The sequence below is a fragment of the Mycobacterium sp. TH-M116 genome (assembly GCF_057473685.1).
On the sequence record NZ_JBYCLC010000119.1, the window covers coordinates 1 to 17,320 of the forward strand.

The window sequence follows — 17,320 nt, forward strand, 5'->3', positions numbered from 1 at the left end:
CCTACCAATCAACAGCCCCACCCCACGCACCCACCATCGATGTCAGCGAACTCGAAACCCGCATCGGCATCACACTGACGCAACGGCACGCCGCCTAGGCGAGGTCGAGGCGGCCCGTCAGCCGCGACCGGTGAGGTTTTCGACGTCGATGACCTCGCCGCGGTTGATGCTCACCCAGTCGCGCCCCTGCAGGTAGGGACGCAGACTGCGGCCGATGAGCTCCGCGTCGGCCGGGGCCTTGGGGCGCTGGAGCTCGTAGACGTGCGGCAGCTCGGCCATGCCGGTCACCACGGTCCACAGCTTCAGGGCATCCGGACCGGTCGGGGGATCGACCAGAACGGGGCCGAACAGGCACTGCCCGGACAGAAACAACGTCGGCACCCCGTAGCCGCCGGCGTCGACGACCCGTTGATGGTCGGCACGGACATCGTCGTGGGTGGTCGGGTCGGCCAGCGCCGCGTCGAGCGTCGCCTCGTCGATGTCCAACTCCTCCAGTAGGCGCCGCGCCACCGCTGGGTCGTGCGGTTTGCCGCCCGCGATGTGCAACTCATGGCCGATCCGCGCGTACCACCGGTCCAGCAGCGCCATGTCCGTCCGCCGCAGCAGCGCCCCGATGCGCATCAGCGACCATCCGTAGGACCACTCCCGCTCCCACGGATGCTTCTTGCCGTCTGCGCGGTTGATCTCCTCGAGGCTGAAGAACCGCCAGTTGACGGTGATCTTGGCCTGCTCGCGGACGTCGCGGATCCACAACGCGGTCTGGTAGGCGAACGGGCACATCGGGTCGAAATGGAAATCGACGGAGTTGCGCATCGGATCCTCCGTTCGGTGGCGCTCAGTAGTGGCGCTCAGTAGTGGTAGGTGTCTGACGGTGCAGGCGAGTGGACCGGTTCGTCCTCGAATTCGGATGCCTCGATACCGTAGGCGCGGGCCAGCTCGAGGATCTTGTTCGCCCGCGCGATGCGCGGCAGATCGGAACCGTTGCGGATCTCACCCCCGTCGCGCTCGAACTCCGCGAAAAACTCTTTGGCCCAAGCTATCTCGTCCTGCGAGGGGGACAACCCCTCGTTCACCACGGCGCATTGATCCGGGGACAGGCAGATCTTGCCCGTCATGCCGAACTCGACGGAGACGGCCGTGGCCTCGATGAGCTTGAGCGGGTTGGAGCCGATGGTCGGCCCGTCGATCGCGCTGGGCAGCCCGGCCGCCTTGGCGGCGATGGTGAACCGCGACCGGGTGTAGGCCAGCGTGGACGGGTCATCACCGAACCCGGTATCCCGGCGGAAGTCGCCGATGCCGAACGCCAGCCGGAAAGTCCCCTTGGCGGCGGCGATCTCGGTGATGCGCTCCAGGCCGCGCGCCGTTTCGACCAGCGCCACGACCGGCACGTCGGGCAGCCGCTTGGCGGTCTCGGTGACGTGGTCGACGGATTCGACCATCGCCAGCATCACCCCCCCGACGGGGGTGGCCGACAGCGCCGCGAGGTCGTCCGCCCACCACGGGCTGCCGAAGCCGTTGACACGGACCCAGTCGGTGTTCCCCGCCCCGAGCCAGCGCACGACGTGGTCGCGGGCGACGGCTTTGTCCTTGGGTGCCACCGCGTCCTCGATGTCGAGGACGACGATGTCGGCGCGGGAGTGCGCCGCGGACTGGAATCGGTCGGCGTGCGCGCCGTTGACCAGCAGCCAGCTCCGGGCCAGGACCGGGTCGATGCGCGACCCGATGTCGGCGGGGTCTACCGCGTGGCTGTTGAGCTGCTCGTACATTGATTGATCCGTCGTCATGCTCGTTCCGTGGTGAGGTTGTCGTCAACAACCGTAGCGGCCCTGACAACGGCGCGGCGCGAGCCGCCCGGTTTTCCGTAGGCTCGGTGCGGTGAGCATCACCCCCGACATGACCGTTGCTCTGCACGACCGCTTCCTGCGCGACCTGCCCGAGATGGCCGTCCGCTGGCACGCCGAGACGCCCCCCGACGCGCGGTTGCTCGTGCTCAACGAACGCCTCGCCGCGGAGCTCGGGCTCGACCCCACGTGGCTGCGCAGCCCCGACGGGCTGCGTTTCCTGGTGGGCGAGCTGGTGCCCGACGGGGCCACCCCGGTAGCCCAGGCCTACGCCGGGCATCAGTTCGGCACCTTCGTCCCCCGGCTGGGCGATGGGCGCGCCCTGCTGCTGGGCGAGCTCGCCGACGACCACGGAGGCCTGCGCGACATCGCCCTGAAAGGCTCGGGTCGCACGCCCTTTGCGCGCGGTGGCGACGGCTTGGCGGCGGTGGGGCCCATGCTGCGCGAGTACCTGGTCAGCGAGGCCATGCACGCACTGGGCGTGCCGACGACACGGTCGCTGGCCGTGGTGGGCACCGGGTGCCCGGTGCAGCGCGACACCGAGCTGCCCGGCGCCCTGCTCATCCGGGTGGCGGCGAGCCATCTGCGCGTCGGGAGCTTCCAGTACGCCGCAGCCTCCGGCGACACGGGTCTGCTGAAGCGCCTCGCCGACCACGCGATCGCGCGCCACCATCCCGCCGCCGCCGCGGCGCAGCGCCCCTACCTCGCGCTGTTGGAGGCGGTGGCCGACGTCCAGGCATCGCTGATCGCCCGGTGGATGCTGATCGGGTTCGTGCACGGGGTGATGAACACCGACAACATGACGATCTCCGGCGAGACCATCGACTACGGACCGTGCGCCTTCATGGAGGCCTACGACCCGGAGACCGTCTTCAGCTCGATCGACTCCTGGGGGCGCTACTCCTACGGCAACCAGCCCGTCGTCGCGCGGTGGAACCTCGCCCGTTTCGCCGAGACGCTGCTGCCGCTGATCTCGGAGAGCACCGAGGAGGCGGTCGGGCTCGCCGAGGCGTCGTTCGGCGTGTTCGGCACCCGGTATGACGCCGTGTGGGCGCCAGGCATGCGGGCCAAACTGGGACTGCCCGCCGAGGCCGACTCCCACGCCGATGCCGACGCCGCGCAACTGATCGACGAGCTGCTCGCACTGCTGCAGGCGGGCCGCGTCGACTACACGTCCTTCTTCCGCCACCTCGGCCGGGCCGCACGCGGCGACGCCGGGCCCGCCCGTGCATTGTTCGAAGACGCCGACGGCTTCGACGACTGGATGCCGCGCTGGCGGGCCCTTGACCCGGACCCGGAGTCGATGAACCGCACCAACCCGGTCTACATTCCCCGCAACCATCTGGTCGAGGAGACCCTGGACGCGGCGACCGCCGACGACCTCGAACCGCTGGAACGACTCCTGCAGGCGGTGACCGCCCCGTACGACGAACGGCCGGGCTTCCAGCGCTACGCCGACCCCGCCCCCGAGGGATTCGGCGCCTACCGAACGTTCTGCGGCACCTGAGGCGCGCCGCGCCCTGAGCCAACGGATCGGCGGGAGATGGCTAGCATGGCCGACATGCCCGACCCGGTAGCGGCTGCCGACGAACCGGCACCCGACGGCGGCGAAACCGTCGCCGCTTCCGTTTCGCCAGGTCCGGACGACGTCGAACCCGCGTGGTCGCGCGAGGACGACGAGGGGGACGCGGGCGCAGCGACCGCGGCCCGTCAATCGTGGAAAGCGACCTGGCGCAAAGCCGCAGTGCTGCTCGTCGGTGGTCTCGCGGTGGCGGGGGCGATCGTCATGGCCTTCTGGCTGTTGAGCCCGGCGGACTCCCCCGCGCCGGCGACGGGACGCACACCCTCGTCGTCGGCGTCGTCGTCGGCGGCGGCGTCGTCGTCGGCCGCCTCGGCCGTGCCGTCGTCCATCGCCTCGACACCCGAGCAGGACCAGAAGTACGTCCGGGACCTCAACGACCACGGGATCTCGTTCGCCAATCCCCAGGCCGCCATCTACAACGGCAAGATGGTGTGCCAGAACATCAGCCAGGGAATGACCGTGCCGCAGGTGGTCGTGGAATTCCGCGCGAGCAACCCCGCGCTCGGCGCCGACGCCGACGCCTATGTGGCCATTTCCGTCCACGCGTACTGCCCGCAACACGACAGCTCGGTCAACGGCGGCTGACGTCGCTACCCGGCGTCACCCGCCGGCGTTACGATCGGGCGCATCCGAGTGAGCCGACCCTCGCCGGCAGTGCTTGCTGCGCATCGTGTCGTCGTCTGTCCGACTTGTCGTGACCTCGACAGACCTGACAGGGTAGGGGCGCGGTCCCCGCGATGAATGCAACCGCGGCGACCATCCGGGGCGACAAAGGAGTGAGCGCATGAGCGTCGAGGGCAATCAGGTCCCGACCGAGTCAGCGCCTCCTCAGCGCCCGCGGCGGCGCCGCCGGTTGTGGACCGAATCCGCCGGGTCGCTGGTCTTCGCGGCGTCCATCGCCGCAGTTGCCGTGGTGGGCCTGAGCGCGGTAGGCGTTTATTTCCTGCGCGACAAGACGGCGACCTCGCCAGGTCCACAGACGGTGACCGTCTCGCCCTCGCACAAGACGCCGTCGCGGCGCGACGGACCGGATGGGGCCTTCCTGACGGCGCTGGCCGCCTACGGCATCGTCGACAACGGGACCGAAGCCGTTCGGCAGCGGTTCATGGAGTTCGGTCATCACACGTGTTTCTCGCTGCTGCCCCCGGCATCGCAGCCCCTGGAAGCGGTCGTCGACAAAATCGTGGCGGCGGAGAACAAAGACGTCGCCGACGGAAATACGTGGTCTCCGACGTTCAGCCGCGACGACGCCGAGAACCTGGCGCAGGCCGCGATCCACGCCTACTGCCCGGACGCGCAGCAGTAGGAACCCCTCAGTTCTCGGCCAGCAACCTGCCCATTTCGGGGATGACGACCTGCAAAGCCTTGAGGGGGCGCAGCATCACCTTCACCGAGGTGATCTTGCCGTCGTCGTTCCAGTGGATCATGTCGATGCCGTTGACGTGGATGCCGTCGACCTCGGCGACGAACTCGAGCACCGCAGAATGCTCGCCGTACCACTTCTCGACGTAGCGGAATCCGTTGCCGGCGAACAGCTTCGCTGCGGCGGTCAGGTAGGAGACCACCTTGTCGCGGCCCTCCTGCGGTGTGAACAGCGCGGGAGAGGCGAAGACGGCGTCCTCGGTCAGCAGCACGCGCAGCTCGTCTGTCCGGCCGGTGTCGAGAATCTCGATCCAGCGTTCGATCACCGGTGGTGTCACCCCGCAAAACTAGCGTCTCGTGTGCATCGAGCCGCACCCGGCTTGGTGTGGGCCGGGCGAGCCCCCGCTACGTGCCGACCGACGGGCACGGGAAGGTCGGGTTTGGGGCCCGGGCCGCGACGGTGCGACGCGCGGAAACCGCCACCAACGCCAGCAGGACGGTACCGACGGCGATGCCCGTGCGCAGCGACATAGCGCCAGGGTAGATGGATCTGCGGGGCATACGCCGCCGCCACTTCGAGCACATGCCGGTGCGGTGACCTGGAATAATGGCGTGCTGTGTCGCGCGCATTCGACGGCTTGGCCGAATCACCTGCCAGCGTTGGGCAGATTCACGCCGCGTTCGGTCGCAAGGATTATTGGCTGGACCGCCTGAAGACCAACCCCGCGGCCACCTCGCTGGATTCACTGAGCGTGGACCCCGACGGCACGCTGACCGTGCAGTTCACCCAGTATCTGGGCCGCCAGCTGCTCCCCGGGCCGGTCGCCAACGTCATTCCCGGCGACGTGAAACTGGTGAACGTCGAGCAGTGGACACCGGACGGTGACAATGGGCTACGCGGGCGGGTCGATGTCTCGGTCTCCGGCGGGTTGGGGACATGCCGCGCTCGGGCGTGGCTGGAGCCTGCGGCGGCCAACGGCTCGCGACTGCGCGTCACCGGCAGCGTGCAGGTCAAAATTCCACTGGTGGGCGGCCGCCTCGAGAAGGCCGTCGGGGCCAACCTGGCTCAGAACATCCCCACGGTCATGTGTTTCACCACGGCGTGGCTCGACGAACACGCGTGACACCAATGCCGATCGCGCCCGATGAATTCCTAGTCGTCGCGGCGTGGGACGTCGAACAGCCCGAGGTCCAGCGTCCGCGCGACCTGCGCCACGGCGGCTTGGGCGCGCACACTGTTGCCCACCTCGTCCAGTGGCGGCGAGAACGCGGCAATTGCCAGTTGACCCGGCGCCACGGCAACCAATCCGCCTCCCACACCGCTCTTGGCGGGTAGCCCCACCGAATAAGCCCAGTCACCCGAGCGCGTGTAGATGCCTTCCATCGTCATCGCAGCGAGCACGTATCGGACGTTGCGGTGCGCGACGACCCGCGCGCCGGTAAAGGGATTGGACCCGCCGTTGGCCAATGTCGCGCCCATGACCGCCAGATCCACCGTCGTGACCAGCGTCGAGCATTGGCGGGTATAGACGGCGCAGGCTTCCATCGGGTCGCAGTAGATGGACCCGCCGTCGCGCAGCAGCCAGGCGATGGCGCGGTTGTGAAAGTTGGTGTCCTGTTCGGAGGCGTTGATCTCATCGCTGATCGAGATCTGACGCCCCGCGAAATCGCTTTGCGCTTGCAGGATCTGGCGCCAACGGTCTTCGGCATCGGCGGCGGTGACCAGGCTTGCCGTCGCTATCGCACCGGCATTGACCAGCGGCGACATCGGTTTGTCATTGTGCTGTTCCAGCGCGGAGACCGAATCGAAAGCGCGACCGGTCGCGTTCGCACCGACCTTGTGGAGGACCTCTTGGTGGCCGCGTTGCTCGATCACGAGCGCGAGGGTGAAAACCTTCGAGATCGATTCCAGCGCGAATTCGCAGCGGGCATCGCCGGCGGTGAATATCTGCCCGTCGACGGTCGCGACGCACACGCCGAACAGTTCCGGGTTCACCTTCGCCAGGGCCGGAATGTAGCCGGCGTTTCGGCCGCCCCGCTTGTCCTTCTGGTTGTCATACGCGTCGGCAACTGCCTTCGCGATCCGATCGGCAGACATGGCAATACGAGTCATCTGCTCAATTCCGTGTCACGCCAGCATGGCCGGCGGCGGTAGTGGTGACGACGCGGTGGATGAAGCCGAGCTTGTCGACCACGCGCGGCGGCAGCGAGAACGGGTACAGATCGCCGCGACCCATCGAGTGGTTGACCCGGTTCAGGACACCCGACAGCGGTATCCAGTCCCCGACGACGTCGGCAATTGTGGCGTCAGCATAGGACTCCCGCGCGTCGATGTCCGTCTCGAGATCCCACTTGACCCGACCGGCCTGCAGCACCAAACCCGAATCCGCGATCGTGGCAAGGGTTCCCGTGATGTGCAAATAGTGCGCAAAGCTCTCGGCGAAATCTTCCCACGGGTGCGCGGTCGCGTACTCCGAGATGTAGCTCGACTGCCAGCCGGCCGGGACCACACCGCGGTAGTGGCGCTGCAGGGCGGCCTGATAGTCCTCGCGCTCATCGCCGAAGAATGCCCGGGCGTCCTCGGCCAGGGCCGTGCCCTGGACGAGAATCATCTCGTAGTAGTGCCCGACCTCGTGACGAAAGTGCCCCAGCATCGTGCGGTAAGGCTCTTTGAAATGGATCCGGAGCCGCTCGCGGTAGAGTTCCAGCGACTCGGCCAGGTCGATGGTGATCACCCCGTCCGCATGCCCGATCGTCACCGGGCCGCCCGAGGACTCACTCGACAACAGATCGAACGCCAGCCCGTCATCGGCCTGGTAGTACGGCCGGACCGGCAAGCCCAGCTCGATCAACTCGAAAATCAACCGCCGCAACGTCTTCAACGTGTCGTCGAGTTCGGCCAGCGCCTTGGCGTCGTCGGCCGCCGGACCCCGGCGAACGAAGCTGTCGGCGAAGCACCGATCCGATCCGGAATCACAGGAGGTGAGCCAGTTGCAACCTCGCGTCCAGTGCGCACACCTGGCCCAGCGACGTTCGTCGACAATCACGTCGGCTCGCCCCGAGAGAGCGAGCATCTGGCGCGATGGGTAGTGGTAGCCGACCGCCGTCGCACACGTCGGGCAGCGTTGCACCTCGAAACCGACCGCCTGCCCGCACTTCGGGCATCCGAACGCGCGCACGGTTCAGGACGTGCCCGCGCCGGCCGACCGGATCGGGGTACACGTGCGGTCATTGCCCATCGGCTCTCCCAGCCTCTCGTCGCATTGCCGCGAGCATATGCCAGTCGACGCCGCGGGCAGGTGATCGCGCCCGGTCCGGGCCGCTGACCAGCCGCCTCGGCGTGCCCGAAAATCTGCGGAATCCTTTTCGACATGCGGCGCGTCGAGCTTTGCGGGGTCCCGGAGCTGACTACGCTCAGAACGGCCGAGTGTGTGGGGGGACCACGACCGGAGAGAGGACGCGCAGCGTGAATCACTACAGCCGAGCGACGACACCGACACTATCGATGCTGGGTCTTGTGGCGTCCGCCGTCTTCGGCTTGGGCGCAGCAACCGCCCAAGCCGACACCGCCAGCATCAACACCGCCAGCGTCCAGTTCCAGCCGACGACAACGAACAAGGTTCCGAGTCTGCGCGTCACCGTCACAGACACCAGTGGAAACGGGAAACCCGGCACGTACGGGTCCTGCACTTTCGACGCCACCCCCACGCTGGGGACCATGGACGTCCTTCAAGGAATCGGGACTCCGATGGCACCCCTCAACCAGACTTTTGAACTCAAGCAGGGAGGCAACGCCGAGTTGAACTTCGCGCCCGAACTCCCGACCGGCACCCTGTGGAACGTCACCGTCAGCTGTACCGACCCCGTCCAAAACCAAACCGCGACCGTCTACAACGAACCGATGCCGTTCTGACCCCGTGCGCAGGCTTCAACGTTTCCGCTGCGACTGACACAATCGCCTCATGCCCACCGACCCCGAGCACCGGCCTCTGTCGGACGCACCGACACCGTCGAGCGAGCGCGTAACGCCCGAGGACTGGGAGCGATACGGTGACGAAGATCAGGTGCGGTCGGCGTGGGACGAGGGCCGCCTCCATGACGAGCAACCGCCTCATCACCGCTGACCGCGACCCCCCCTCTTTGGTGGAGCTGCCGGGAATCGAACCCGGGTCCTACGGCATTCCCTCAAGGCTTCTCCGTGCGCAGTCCGCTGTGCCTCTACTCGGATCTCCCGGTCACGCGAACCAGCCAGGATGACGATCCCAGTCGCTGTGAGTGTCCCGATGAGTCCCGCGACCGGACTCATCGGTGGATCCCTCTAGCTGACGCCAGGCTCCGGGTCGAGGGCTTTCCCGGTCTGACGGACTAGCTGTCGCTTAGGCAGCGAGAGCGTAGTCGCGCTGTGTTGAAACGGCGCTTATCTGGTTGCAACGACGCTTACGGTGGTCTCTTGCCTGCACCGGCACGCTTCCCTTGATTCGATGCGCGAAGTCGAAACCGTTCAGCCCCATGTCTTCGAACATCCCTGCCGAGTTTCGGCAGGACTCCCCATAGTACGCCCTCACCAACCGGCGACGACGAAACTTTGTTCCCGACGCGGGCCCGGTCAGATGACGAAGTTCAGGTGGTCGACAATGCGCCGCGCGACGTCGGTGTCACCACCGAATTCGACGTCGGGTGTACGGTTCGGACACATCGGCCGCCCGCCGGCCAATCTGGTGAACTGCAGCCCGTCCAGGCGGATCGTCGCGGTCGGCTCCTGCCCGCCGAAATCGTCGACCACCTGCGCGCGGCCGTCGACGCTGACGCGGATGCTGCGGGCCAGCGGCCCGGTCAGCTCGAACAGGACGCGAGAGCCGTCGGGAGCCTTGGCGAGCTTGCCGACGACGAAGCCCATGGTGCCCGCGATCTCATCCAGAGACAGCTGTGACGCGGGCCCGTCGAGTTCGGTGTCGGACGAGGGCCGCTGCAGCGCCGCGCGGATGTCCTGCTCGTGCATCCAGCAGTCGAACACGCGGATCCGCATGAACCGCCCGTAGCTGTCCATGCCCGCCGGCGTCGGCGTGACCGCGTTCCACTCCGCGTCGGACATGCCGGACAGAGCCTTGCGGCGGCTGTCGGTGATCTCCCGGAACCGGGCCAGCACGTCGCGTCCACGTTCGCCGCTGAGATGGCGCACCCAGCACTCGTTCATCGCCCCGATGTCGTTGCGCACGTGCTCGAGTGCCTTGAGGTCGCAGTCGGGCTCGGGCGAGGCGACGCCGGAGAGAAACGATTCGGTGCCGATCATGTGCGCCACCAGCGCCTGCACGTCCCAGCCGGGTAGCGGGCTCACCGCCTGCCACTGCGTGTCGGGCAGCCCGTCGAGCAGCGCGCCGAGGTCGTCCCACACCGCGAAGAGCCCGGCGAGAACCTCAGACTTGTCGAGTTTGGTGACGGGTCGGTCGGCCATCCTCGGATCGTAAGCCGCTGCGCTTCCGGCGCCGCGACCGGTCTGGAAGAGACGCGCTGTCGCCGATCACGCCGAAGCGATCATCGCCACCGAACCCATGGCCATGAGCATGCCGAAGGCCTGCCAGCGGGTCACCCGCTCGCGCAGCACCACCATCGCCAGCACCACCGTCGCCGCCGGGTACAGCGAGATCAGCATGCTGGCCAGCGACAGCAGCCACGACCGCAGGGCCGCGAGCATGGTGAGGTTGGCGACGATGTCCAGCAGCGCCACCGCGCCCGCGAGCATCAGCGTCTTGCCGCGCGGCAGTCGCAGGTTCTTACTCGCTCCGGCGAGAACCAGCACCACGACCGTGGCCAACAGGCGCGCGAAGAACAACGGCCACAATCGGGAATCGTGGGGCGCCTGGTGCAGGAACACCAAGTCCAACCCGAAGGCCAGCCCGGCCGCGACGGTGAGCCAGGCCACCTTGGGTGTGAACCGGTACGGCGTCGCGCCCTCTGCGGGGGACTCGCGGCTGACCAACAGCACCGCGAGCATCGCCAAGACGACACCCACCGAAGCCATCTGCCCCGGCCGTTCCCCCAGCACCACGCCGACGGCCACCGGAACGGCGGCGTTGAGAACGGCCACCAGCGGTGACACCACCGAGATCGGCCCGGACGCCACCGCCGCGAAGAACGCGTACATGCCCAGCGCCTGACTGATGCCGTACAGGGCGCCCCAGGCGATGGCGCCGCTGCGAATCGGGCCGCCCGCGCCGATGGCCAGCACAGCCAGCAGCACGACCTCCACCGGATAGGCGAACAGCAGAACCCGCAGCGCCGCGACTCGGCGTGCGGCAACCCCACCCAAGAAATCGCTGACGCCATAGGAAACGGCCGACAGTTGGGCGTAGGCGGCCCCGATCAGCTCAACCCCTTGGCTCGACGGCCCAGTTCGCGGACCACTTCGCGGTGGGCATCGCGACGAGCCATGTCCTGGCGCTTGTCGTACGCCCGCTTCCCTCGCGCCAATGCAAGTTCGACCTTGACCCTGCCCTCGTAGAAATACAGTGACAACGGCACCAGCGCGAGGTTACCATCGCGAATCTTGCCGATCAGGGTGTCGATCTGGCGACGGTGCAACAGCAACTTTCGTTTACGGCGGGGCTCATGGTTGGTCCAGCTACCGTGCTGGTACTCGGGAATGTGCACATTGTGCAACCACACTTCGCCGTCTTCGACGAGCGCGAAAGCGTCGGCCAGCGAGGCGTGACCCTCGCGCAGGCTCTTCACCTCCGTGCCGTGTAACGCAACCCCGGCCTCGAACAACTCGACGATCGAATAGTTGTGACGCGCTTTGCGATTGGTAGCGACAATTCGTTTGCCGCCGCGCTTGTCGCCCGCCGACTTGGCCCGCCCCGACTCGTTGGCCACAGCTACCGCCGAACGTAGAGCCGCAAAGTCACGTATGCCGTCAGCCCGGCCATCGACACGCCGAGCAGGAACAGCCACGGCGAGATGTACAAGATGTCGGCATAGTCCACCCGGGCCACCAAGTTTGCTTGGTAGAACTGGTCGAGAGCCTTGTCCAGGAACCACGCCCGCATCAGGATCAGCCCGACGATCGCCATCGCCACCCCGACGCCGGCGGCGAACATGGCCTCCACCAGGAAGGGCAACTGGGTGTACCAACGGCTGGCCCCGACCAGCCGCATGATCCCGATCTCGGTTCGCCGCGTGTACGCCGCGACCTGGACCATGTTGGCGATCAGCAGCACGGCCCCGACCGCTTGCACCAGCGCGACGGCGAACGCCACGTTGCTCAGGCCGTCCAGGACCGCGAACAACCGGTCGATCAGATCTTTCTGGTTGAGCACCGACAGCACCCCCGGCTGGCCCTGCATGGCCATGTCGAAGTCGTTGTGCTGTTCGGGGTTGTTCAGTTTGACGATGAACGACGCCGGGAAGGAGTCCTTGCCGGCGACCTCCTTGTATTGCGGGAACTTGCGGATGGCGTCCTCGTAGGCGTCCTTGCGGTTGAGGAACCGCACCGACTTGACGTCTTTGCGCGCCTCGATGCGCCCCCGCAGCGCCTTGCACGGGTCGGCGTCGCAGGCCGGGTCGTTGGCGGAGATGTCCTCGGTGAGGAAGACCTGCGTCTCGACACGGTCGAGATAGATGGCCCGAGAGTTGTCGGCCAGCCGGATCACCAGCAGACCGCCGCCGAACAGGCCGACCGAGATCGCCGTCGTCAGGATCATCGCCGCAGTCATGGTGATGTTGCGACGAAGACCGGTCAGGACTTCGTTGAGCAGAAAGCCGAAGCGCACTTAGCGATCCATTCCGTAGACGCCGCGCTGTTCGTCGCGGACCAGCCTGCCCAACGACAGCTCGACGACCCGCTGCCGCATCGAGTCGACGATGTGGTGATCGTGAGTGGCCATCAGCACCGTGGTGCCGGTCCGGTTGATCCGCTCCAACAGGTCCATGATGTCGTTGCTGGTGTCCGGGTCGAGGTTGCCGGTGGGCTCATCGGCCAGCAGCAGCAGCGGCCGGTTGACAAACGCGCGGGCGATCGCGACCCGCTGCTGCTCACCCCCCGAGAGCTCGTGCGGCAGCCGGTTGGCTTTGCCCGACAGGCCTACCGTCTCGAGCACGTCGGGTACGACCCGGTTGATGGCGTCGCGGCGTTTGCCGATCACCTCCAGGGCGAAGGCCACGTTGTCATACACCGTCTTCTGCTGCAGCAGCCGGAAGTCCTGGAAGACGCACCCGATCACCTGACGCAGCTTCGGGACGTGACGGCCCGGAAGCTTGTTGACGTGGAACTTCGACACCCGCACGTCACCGGCGCTGGGTGACTCCGCGCCCAGCAGCAGCCGCATGAACGTCGACTTGCCCGAACCCGACGGTCCGATCAGAAAAACGAATTCACCCTTGTCGATCTTGACGTTCACGTCGTCCAGCGCCGGACGGGCCGACGCTTTGTACTTCTTACTGACATGGTCCAGGGTGATCATCACGGCACGTCAGTGTAGCGGTGGATTTCGCCGGCGGGCGAAGTCAACTGGCCGGTGGCGGTGAAGTGGTCACCGCGGCGCCAGACAGCGGCGGTGTGGGCGGTGTGCCGCCGGGCGGGGTGCTGCTGGGCGGGGTGCTGCTGGGTGGGGCCGGTGGTGGAACTGGAGTGCTGGGCGGACAGAAGGGCGGCGGCAGCAGGCACGGCAGCTGCGGTGGCACGAACGGCGCCACACTGGTCGTCGTGACGGGCGGCGCCTCGGTGGTGATCGGGGTCGGGGTCGGGGTCGGCGGGTAGCTCACGCTGGGTGGCGGCTGGACCCTCGTGCGGGGAACCCAGGTGTATTTCGGATCGGGCAAAAAGCCGGGCGGCACCACCTGCGGGGCGGGCTGCTTGGGAGCCGGTTCCGGGCGGTACGTGTCATAAACCCACCACACCGCCAGAAACGCGACGATCAGCACCAGCGTCGACGTGCGCACCCGCCCACCGAACGAGTAGCCCGGCCAGCGCCCGTCCTGCTCGGCGCGGGGCTTTCCGAGAACATTGAGGGTGAGCTTCACCGCCGCCCCGCCTCGTCTGCCGGTTCCGCGGAGGCGTTCTCGACCACGTGCACCGTCGCGTCGGCCGCGGTGACGATTCTGACGCGGGCCAGCGCCCGGACGACCAGCACCCGCAGCTGCCGGCCCGCCTCGAACTGTTTGCCCGGCAACGTGCGGGCCACCATCCGCAGGGTGAGGGTGTCGACCGCGATGCTTTCCACCCCCATCACAGTGGGCGCGTCCAGTAGCAGGCCCTTGAGCGCCGGGTCGTCCGCCGCGCGTTCGCATTCCTGGTGCAAGACGTCGTTGACCCGGTTCAGGTCGGCGTTGATCGACACCGGGATGTCCACCACCGCACGCGCCCAGTCCTTGGACAGGTTGGCCACCTTGACGATCTGCCCGTTGGGAATGGTCAGCACTTCCCCGTCCGGGGACCGTAGCTTGGTGATCCGCAGCGTCACATCTTGCACGGTTCCGGTGGCCTCGGTCGAGGCGACAACGGTCAGCGTGACCAGGTCCCCGAAGCCGTACTGCTTTTCGATGAGGATGAAAAAGCCGCTCAGCAGATCCCTGACCAGTTGCTGGGCGCCGAAGCCCAGCGCGGCGCCCACCACGGTCGCCGGCGCGATCAAACCGCCGACCGAAAACCTCAGGATCTCGGCGGCTTGGAGCATCACCCAGATACCGATCATCACCAACGAGACCCATCGGATCACCGAGGCGACGGCCTGCCGGTGCTTGCTCGCCTCGGAGCGCACCAGCGCGTCGCCGACGCTGAATCCGAGGTCCAGCTTGCGGGTCACCTGATCTGCCAGCCAGGTGACGAAGCGGGCCGCCAGCACCGCCGCGATCAACACCATGACGATCCGCAGACCCCTGGTGATGATCCACTGGCCGAACTCGTCGCGCCAGAAGTCGTGCCAGCGCTGGGTGGCGGGGGCTGCGGAAACCCTGGCCGCGGCGAGGACGGCGGGGTTAGTCGTCATCTTTTCGGTTGCGCCAGCGGATTCCGGCTTCCAGGAACCCGTCGATGTCGCCGTCCAGGACCGCTGCGGGATTGCCCACCTCGTACTCGGTGCGCAGATCCTTGACCATTTGATACGGGTGCAGCACGTAGGAGCGCATCTGATTGCCCCAGGAGCTGCCGCCCTCGCCTTTCAGTGCGTCCATTTCGGCGCGCTCCTCGGAGCGCTTGCGCTCCAGCAGCTTCGCCTGCAACACCCGCATCGCCGAAACCTTGTTCTGCAGCTGGGACTTCTCGTTCTGACACGTCACGACGATCCCCGTCGGAATGTGGGTCAGGCGCACCGCCGAGTCGGTGGTGTTCACCGACTGGCCGCCGGGGCCGCTGGAACGGTAGACGTCCACGCGCACGTCCCCCTCGGGGATGTCGATGTGGTCGGTGGTGTCCACGACGGGAAGCACTTCGACTTCGGCGAACGACGTCTGGCGCCGACTCTGGTTGTCGAACGGGCTGATCCGAACCAGGCGATGGGTGCCCTGCTCCACCGACAACGTGCCATAGGCGAACGGCGCGTGCACGGCGAAGGTGGCGCTTTTGATGCCCGCCTCCTCGGCGTAGGAGGTGTCGAACACCTCGACCGGGTACTTGTGCTGCTCGGCCCACCTGATGTACATGCGCATCAGCATCTCGGCCCAGTCGGCGGCGTCGACCCCGCCCGCGCCGGAGCGGATGGTGACCAGCGCCTCGCGCTCGTCGTACTCGCCCGACAACAACGTGCGCACCTCGGTGGCTTCGATGTCGGCGCGCAGCGACTCGAGCTCGGCGTCGGCCTCGGCCAGCGCGTCGGCTGCGGCCCCGCCTTCCTCCTCGGCGGCCAGTTCGTAGAGCACCGGCAGGTCCTCGACGCGGCGCCGCAACTCCTCGATGCGCCGCAGCTCGCCCTGGGCGTGGGACAGTTCACTGGTCACTCGCTGGGCCCGGGTCTGGTCGTCCCACAGCTGCGGATCGGATGCCTCGTGCTCGAGCTTCTCGATGCGGGTGCGCAGACCATCCACATCGAGCACCCGCTCCACCGTGGTCAGGGTGGAGTCGAGGGCGGCGATGTCGGCGTGACGGTCGGGTTCCACAGCCGACCACGTTACCGTCGCGCTTGCGTGCCCCGAGCGCTCTGGTCTGCGTTGGCCAGCTGGCGTTTAGCATCGAGGGACCGCCCGGTTGCATCCCCCGACCACGCAAAGGCCTGAATATGCGTCACTACCACGTCGCCGTCGTCGGCTCGGGACCGTCGGGATTCTTCGCCGCCGCCTCCCTGCTGAAGGCGGCCGACGCGTCGGACGACTTCGACATCGACGTCGACATGCTGGAGATGCTGCCGACACCGTGGGGCCTGGTGCGGTCGGGGGTGGCGCCCGATCACCCGAAGATCAAGTCGATCAGCAAGCAGTTCGAGAAGACTGCGCAAGATGCCCGCTTCCGGTTCTTCGGCAATCTGGTGGTGGGCGAGCACGTCTCGGCGGGCGACCTCGCCGGGCGCTACGACGCCGTGGTCTACGCCGTCGGGGCGCAGTCCGATCGCGCACTGCACATTCCCGGCGAGAATCTGCGGGGCAGCGTCGCCGCCGTCGACTTCGTGGGCTGGTACAACGCCCATCCGCACTTCGCGCAGATGTCGCCCGACCTGTCGGGCGCACGGGCCGTCGTCATCGGCAACGGCAACGTCGCACTCGACGTCGCCCGCATCCTGATCACCGATCCAGAAGTGCTGGCGCGCACCGACATCGCCGATCACGCGCTGGAGGCGCTGCGGCCCCGCGGTGTGCAGGAAGTTGTGCTCGTCGGGCGGCGTGGCCCGCTGCAGGCCGCGTTCACCACGCTGGAGCTGCGGGAGCTGGCCGACCTCGAGGGGGTGGACGTGATCGTCGACCCCGCCCAGCTGGCAGGCATCACCGACGAGGACGCGGCCGCGGCGGGCAAGACGGCCACGCAGAACATCAAGGCGCTGCGCGATTATGCGGGCCGCGAACCCCGCCCGGCTCATCGGCGCCTGGTGTTCCGGTTCCTGACGTCACCGATCGAGATCAAAGGCGACGGCAGGGTGGAGAGCATTGTGCTGGGCCGCAACGAACTGGTCACTGACGCCGACGGGCGGGCGACGGCGCAGGACACCGGTGAGCGCGAGGAGCTGCCGGCCCAGTTGGTGGTGCGGTCGGTGGGTTACCGCGGTGTGCCGATCCCGGGGCTGCCGTTCGACGAGCGGACCGGGACCATCCCGCACACCGACGGCCGGATAGCGGGCAGCCACAACGAGTACGTCGTCGGGTGGATCAAGCGCGGGCCGAGCGGAGTGATCGGCACCAACAAGAAGGACTCCCAAGCCACCGTCGACACCCTGATCGCCGACCTGACCGGCGCCGGTGCGGACGTCTCGGCCGGGCGCGGCGCCGCCCGAGGCGACGAACTCGCCGAGTGGCTGGCCACGCGCCAGCCCAAGCTGGTCACCGACGCCCACTGGGAACTCATCGACGCCTACGAGCGTGCCGCCGGTGAACCGCGCGGGCGTCCACGCGTCAAATTGCC

21 protein-coding genes and 1 other RNA gene are annotated in these 17,320 nt (G+C 67.5%); 7 read left to right on the plus strand and 15 right to left on the minus strand.

Features of this window, described 5'->3' with window-relative positions; all coding sequences use genetic code 11:
* Positions 1-117: 117 nt before the first annotated feature.
* Together AC2VOK_RS05815 and AC2VOK_RS05820 are read right to left on the minus strand one after the other, a co-directional pair.
* Complete coding sequence (locus AC2VOK_RS05815; protein ID WP_428899632.1) at positions 118-813, minus strand: mycothiol-dependent nitroreductase Rv2466c family protein; 696 nt, start codon at positions 811-813, stop codon at positions 118-120.
* A 35-nt stretch (positions 814-848) separates the two neighbouring features.
* Positions 849-1,766, minus strand: a complete 918-nt coding sequence (locus AC2VOK_RS05820) for an HpcH/HpaI aldolase/citrate lyase family protein (RefSeq protein WP_486944284.1) — start codon at positions 1,764-1,766, stop codon at positions 849-851.
* Positions 1,767-1,875: 109 nt separating this feature from the next.
* Here AC2VOK_RS05820 and AC2VOK_RS05825 point away from each other — a divergent pair, with 109 nt between their 5' ends.
* From AC2VOK_RS05825 to AC2VOK_RS05835, 3 genes are all read left to right on the plus strand, one after another.
* Positions 1,876-3,348, plus strand: a complete 1,473-nt coding sequence (locus AC2VOK_RS05825) for a protein adenylyltransferase SelO (RefSeq protein WP_428899634.1) — start codon at positions 1,876-1,878, stop codon at positions 3,346-3,348.
* A gap of 54 nt (positions 3,349-3,402) precedes the next feature.
* A complete protein-coding gene (locus AC2VOK_RS05830; protein WP_428899635.1) occupies positions 3,403-4,008 on the plus strand; it encodes a DUF732 domain-containing protein in 606 nt (201 codons plus the stop codon).
* Positions 4,009-4,207: 199 nt separating this feature from the next.
* Positions 4,208-4,729 (plus strand): DUF732 domain-containing protein, encoded by a 522-nt coding sequence (locus AC2VOK_RS05835; protein ID WP_428899636.1) that lies wholly within the window; start codon positions 4,208-4,210, stop codon positions 4,727-4,729.
* A gap of 7 nt (positions 4,730-4,736) precedes the next feature.
* Here AC2VOK_RS05835 and AC2VOK_RS05840 read toward each other — a convergent pair whose 3' ends face one another.
* Both AC2VOK_RS05840 and AC2VOK_RS05845 read right to left on the minus strand, forming a co-directional pair.
* Entirely contained in the window at positions 4,737-5,123 is a 387-nt protein-coding gene (locus AC2VOK_RS05840) for a nuclear transport factor 2 family protein (RefSeq protein ID WP_428899637.1), read from the minus strand.
* Positions 5,124-5,190: 67 nt separating this feature from the next.
* Entirely contained in the window at positions 5,191-5,316 is a 126-nt protein-coding gene (locus tag AC2VOK_RS05845; protein ID WP_428899638.1) for a hypothetical protein, read from the minus strand.
* A gap of 86 nt (positions 5,317-5,402) precedes the next feature.
* Between AC2VOK_RS05845 and AC2VOK_RS05850 the strand changes: the two genes are divergently transcribed.
* Positions 5,403-5,909 (plus strand): DUF2505 domain-containing protein, encoded by a 507-nt coding sequence (locus tag AC2VOK_RS05850; protein WP_428899639.1) that lies wholly within the window; start codon positions 5,403-5,405, stop codon positions 5,907-5,909.
* Positions 5,910-5,938: 29 nt separating this feature from the next.
* On the opposite strand, the gene glsA is transcribed toward AC2VOK_RS05850, so the two are convergent.
* Complete coding sequence (gene glsA, locus AC2VOK_RS05855; protein WP_428899640.1) at positions 5,939-6,898, minus strand: glutaminase A; 960 nt, start codon at positions 6,896-6,898, stop codon at positions 5,939-5,941.
* A 4-nt stretch (positions 6,899-6,902) separates the two neighbouring features.
* The gene (locus AC2VOK_RS05860) at positions 6,903-7,964 is read right to left on the minus strand and encodes a zinc-binding metallopeptidase family protein (protein ID WP_428899641.1); all 1,062 of its coding nucleotides are present in this window, start codon (positions 7,962-7,964) and stop codon (positions 6,903-6,905) included.
* A gap of 338 nt (positions 7,965-8,302) precedes the next feature.
* Here AC2VOK_RS05860 and AC2VOK_RS05865 point away from each other — a divergent pair, with 338 nt between their 5' ends.
* Together AC2VOK_RS05865 and AC2VOK_RS05870 are read left to right on the plus strand one after the other, a co-directional pair.
* Positions 8,303-8,698: a hypothetical protein gene (locus tag AC2VOK_RS05865; RefSeq protein WP_428899642.1), complete on the plus strand. Its 396-nt coding sequence runs from the start codon at positions 8,303-8,305 to the stop codon at positions 8,696-8,698.
* Between the two features lie 49 nt (positions 8,699-8,747).
* Positions 8,748-8,909, plus strand: coding sequence for a hypothetical protein (locus tag AC2VOK_RS05870; protein WP_428899643.1), 162 nt, complete (start codon positions 8,748-8,750; stop codon positions 8,907-8,909).
* A gap of 17 nt (positions 8,910-8,926) precedes the next feature.
* On the opposite strand, the gene ssrA is transcribed toward AC2VOK_RS05870, so the two are convergent.
* The 9 genes from ssrA to prfB all read right to left on the minus strand — a co-directional run bounded on the left by ssrA (position 8,927) and on the right by prfB (position 15,870).
* Positions 8,927-9,294, minus strand: a transfer-messenger RNA (tmRNA) gene (gene ssrA, locus AC2VOK_RS05875).
* Between the two features lie 97 nt (positions 9,295-9,391).
* Positions 9,392-10,237 (minus strand): maleylpyruvate isomerase family mycothiol-dependent enzyme, encoded by an 846-nt coding sequence (locus AC2VOK_RS05880; RefSeq protein ID WP_428899644.1) that lies wholly within the window; start codon positions 10,235-10,237, stop codon positions 9,392-9,394.
* A gap of 66 nt (positions 10,238-10,303) precedes the next feature.
* The gene (locus AC2VOK_RS05885) at positions 10,304-11,149 is read right to left on the minus strand and encodes an EamA family transporter (protein WP_421529311.1); all 846 of its coding nucleotides are present in this window, start codon (positions 11,147-11,149) and stop codon (positions 10,304-10,306) included.
* Positions 11,146-11,655 carry an SsrA-binding protein SmpB gene (smpB, locus tag AC2VOK_RS05890; protein ID WP_428899645.1) on the minus strand — a complete coding sequence of 170 codons (510 nt, stop codon included), beginning with the start codon at positions 11,653-11,655 and terminating at the stop codon, positions 11,146-11,148. The genes AC2VOK_RS05885 and smpB overlap by 4 nt, the downstream gene beginning before the upstream one ends.
* Before the next feature lie 2 nt (positions 11,656-11,657).
* Positions 11,658-12,551, minus strand: a complete 894-nt coding sequence (gene ftsX, locus AC2VOK_RS05895; protein WP_428899646.1) for a permease-like cell division protein FtsX — start codon at positions 12,549-12,551, stop codon at positions 11,658-11,660.
* On the minus strand, positions 12,552-13,241 hold the full coding sequence (gene ftsE / locus AC2VOK_RS05900) for a cell division ATP-binding protein FtsE (protein WP_421529310.1): 690 nt from the start codon (positions 13,239-13,241) through the stop codon (positions 12,552-12,554).
* 43 nt (positions 13,242-13,284) lie between these two features.
* Positions 13,285-13,800 carry an Rv3103c family proline-rich protein gene (locus AC2VOK_RS05905; RefSeq protein ID WP_428899647.1) on the minus strand — a complete coding sequence of 172 codons (516 nt, stop codon included), beginning with the start codon at positions 13,798-13,800 and terminating at the stop codon, positions 13,285-13,287.
* Positions 13,797-14,765: a mechanosensitive ion channel family protein gene (locus AC2VOK_RS05910; protein WP_428899648.1), complete on the minus strand. Its 969-nt coding sequence runs from the start codon at positions 14,763-14,765 to the stop codon at positions 13,797-13,799. The genes AC2VOK_RS05905 and AC2VOK_RS05910 overlap by 4 nt, the downstream gene beginning before the upstream one ends.
* Positions 14,755-15,870, minus strand: a complete 1,116-nt coding sequence (gene prfB / locus AC2VOK_RS05915; RefSeq protein ID WP_421529300.1) for a peptide chain release factor 2 — start codon at positions 15,868-15,870, stop codon at positions 14,755-14,757. Before prfB ends, AC2VOK_RS05910 begins: the two co-directional genes overlap by 11 nt.
* Before the next feature lie 119 nt (positions 15,871-15,989).
* On the opposite strand from prfB, the gene AC2VOK_RS05920 reads away from it, so the two are divergent.
* Positions 15,990-17,320: FAD-dependent oxidoreductase (locus AC2VOK_RS05920; protein ID WP_428899649.1), on the plus strand; the 1,331-nt coding region annotated here is incomplete at its 3' end.

Bases quoted from the DNA above. Each gene is read 5' to 3' on its own strand.
- glsA (WP_428899640.1), bottom strand. From the start codon at position 6,898: ATGACTCGTATTGCCATGTCTGCCGATCGGATCGCGAAGGCAGTTGCC.
- AC2VOK_RS05845 (WP_428899638.1), bottom strand. From the start codon at position 5,316: ATGTCGCTGCGCACGGGCATCGCCGTCGGTACCGTCCTGCTGGCGTTG.
- AC2VOK_RS05870 (WP_428899643.1), top strand. From the start codon at position 8,748: ATGCCCACCGACCCCGAGCACCGGCCTCTGTCGGACGCACCGACACCG.
- AC2VOK_RS05830 (WP_428899635.1), top strand. From the start codon at position 3,403: ATGCCCGACCCGGTAGCGGCTGCCGACGAACCGGCACCCGACGGCGGC.
- AC2VOK_RS05910 (WP_428899648.1), bottom strand. From the start codon at position 14,765: ATGACGACTAACCCCGCCGTCCTCGCCGCGGCCAGGGTTTCCGCAGCC.
- AC2VOK_RS05815 (WP_428899632.1), bottom strand. From the start codon at position 813: ATGCGCAACTCCGTCGATTTCCATTTCGACCCGATGTGCCCGTTCGCC.
- ftsE (WP_421529310.1), bottom strand. From the start codon at position 13,241: ATGATCACCCTGGACCATGTCAGTAAGAAGTACAAAGCGTCGGCCCGT.
- AC2VOK_RS05820 (WP_486944284.1), bottom strand. From the start codon at position 1,766: ATGTACGAGCAGCTCAACAGCCACGCGGTAGACCCCGCCGACATCGGG.
- AC2VOK_RS05835 (WP_428899636.1), top strand. From the start codon at position 4,208: ATGAGCGTCGAGGGCAATCAGGTCCCGACCGAGTCAGCGCCTCCTCAG.
- AC2VOK_RS05880 (WP_428899644.1), bottom strand. From the start codon at position 10,237: ATGGCCGACCGACCCGTCACCAAACTCGACAAGTCTGAGGTTCTCGCC.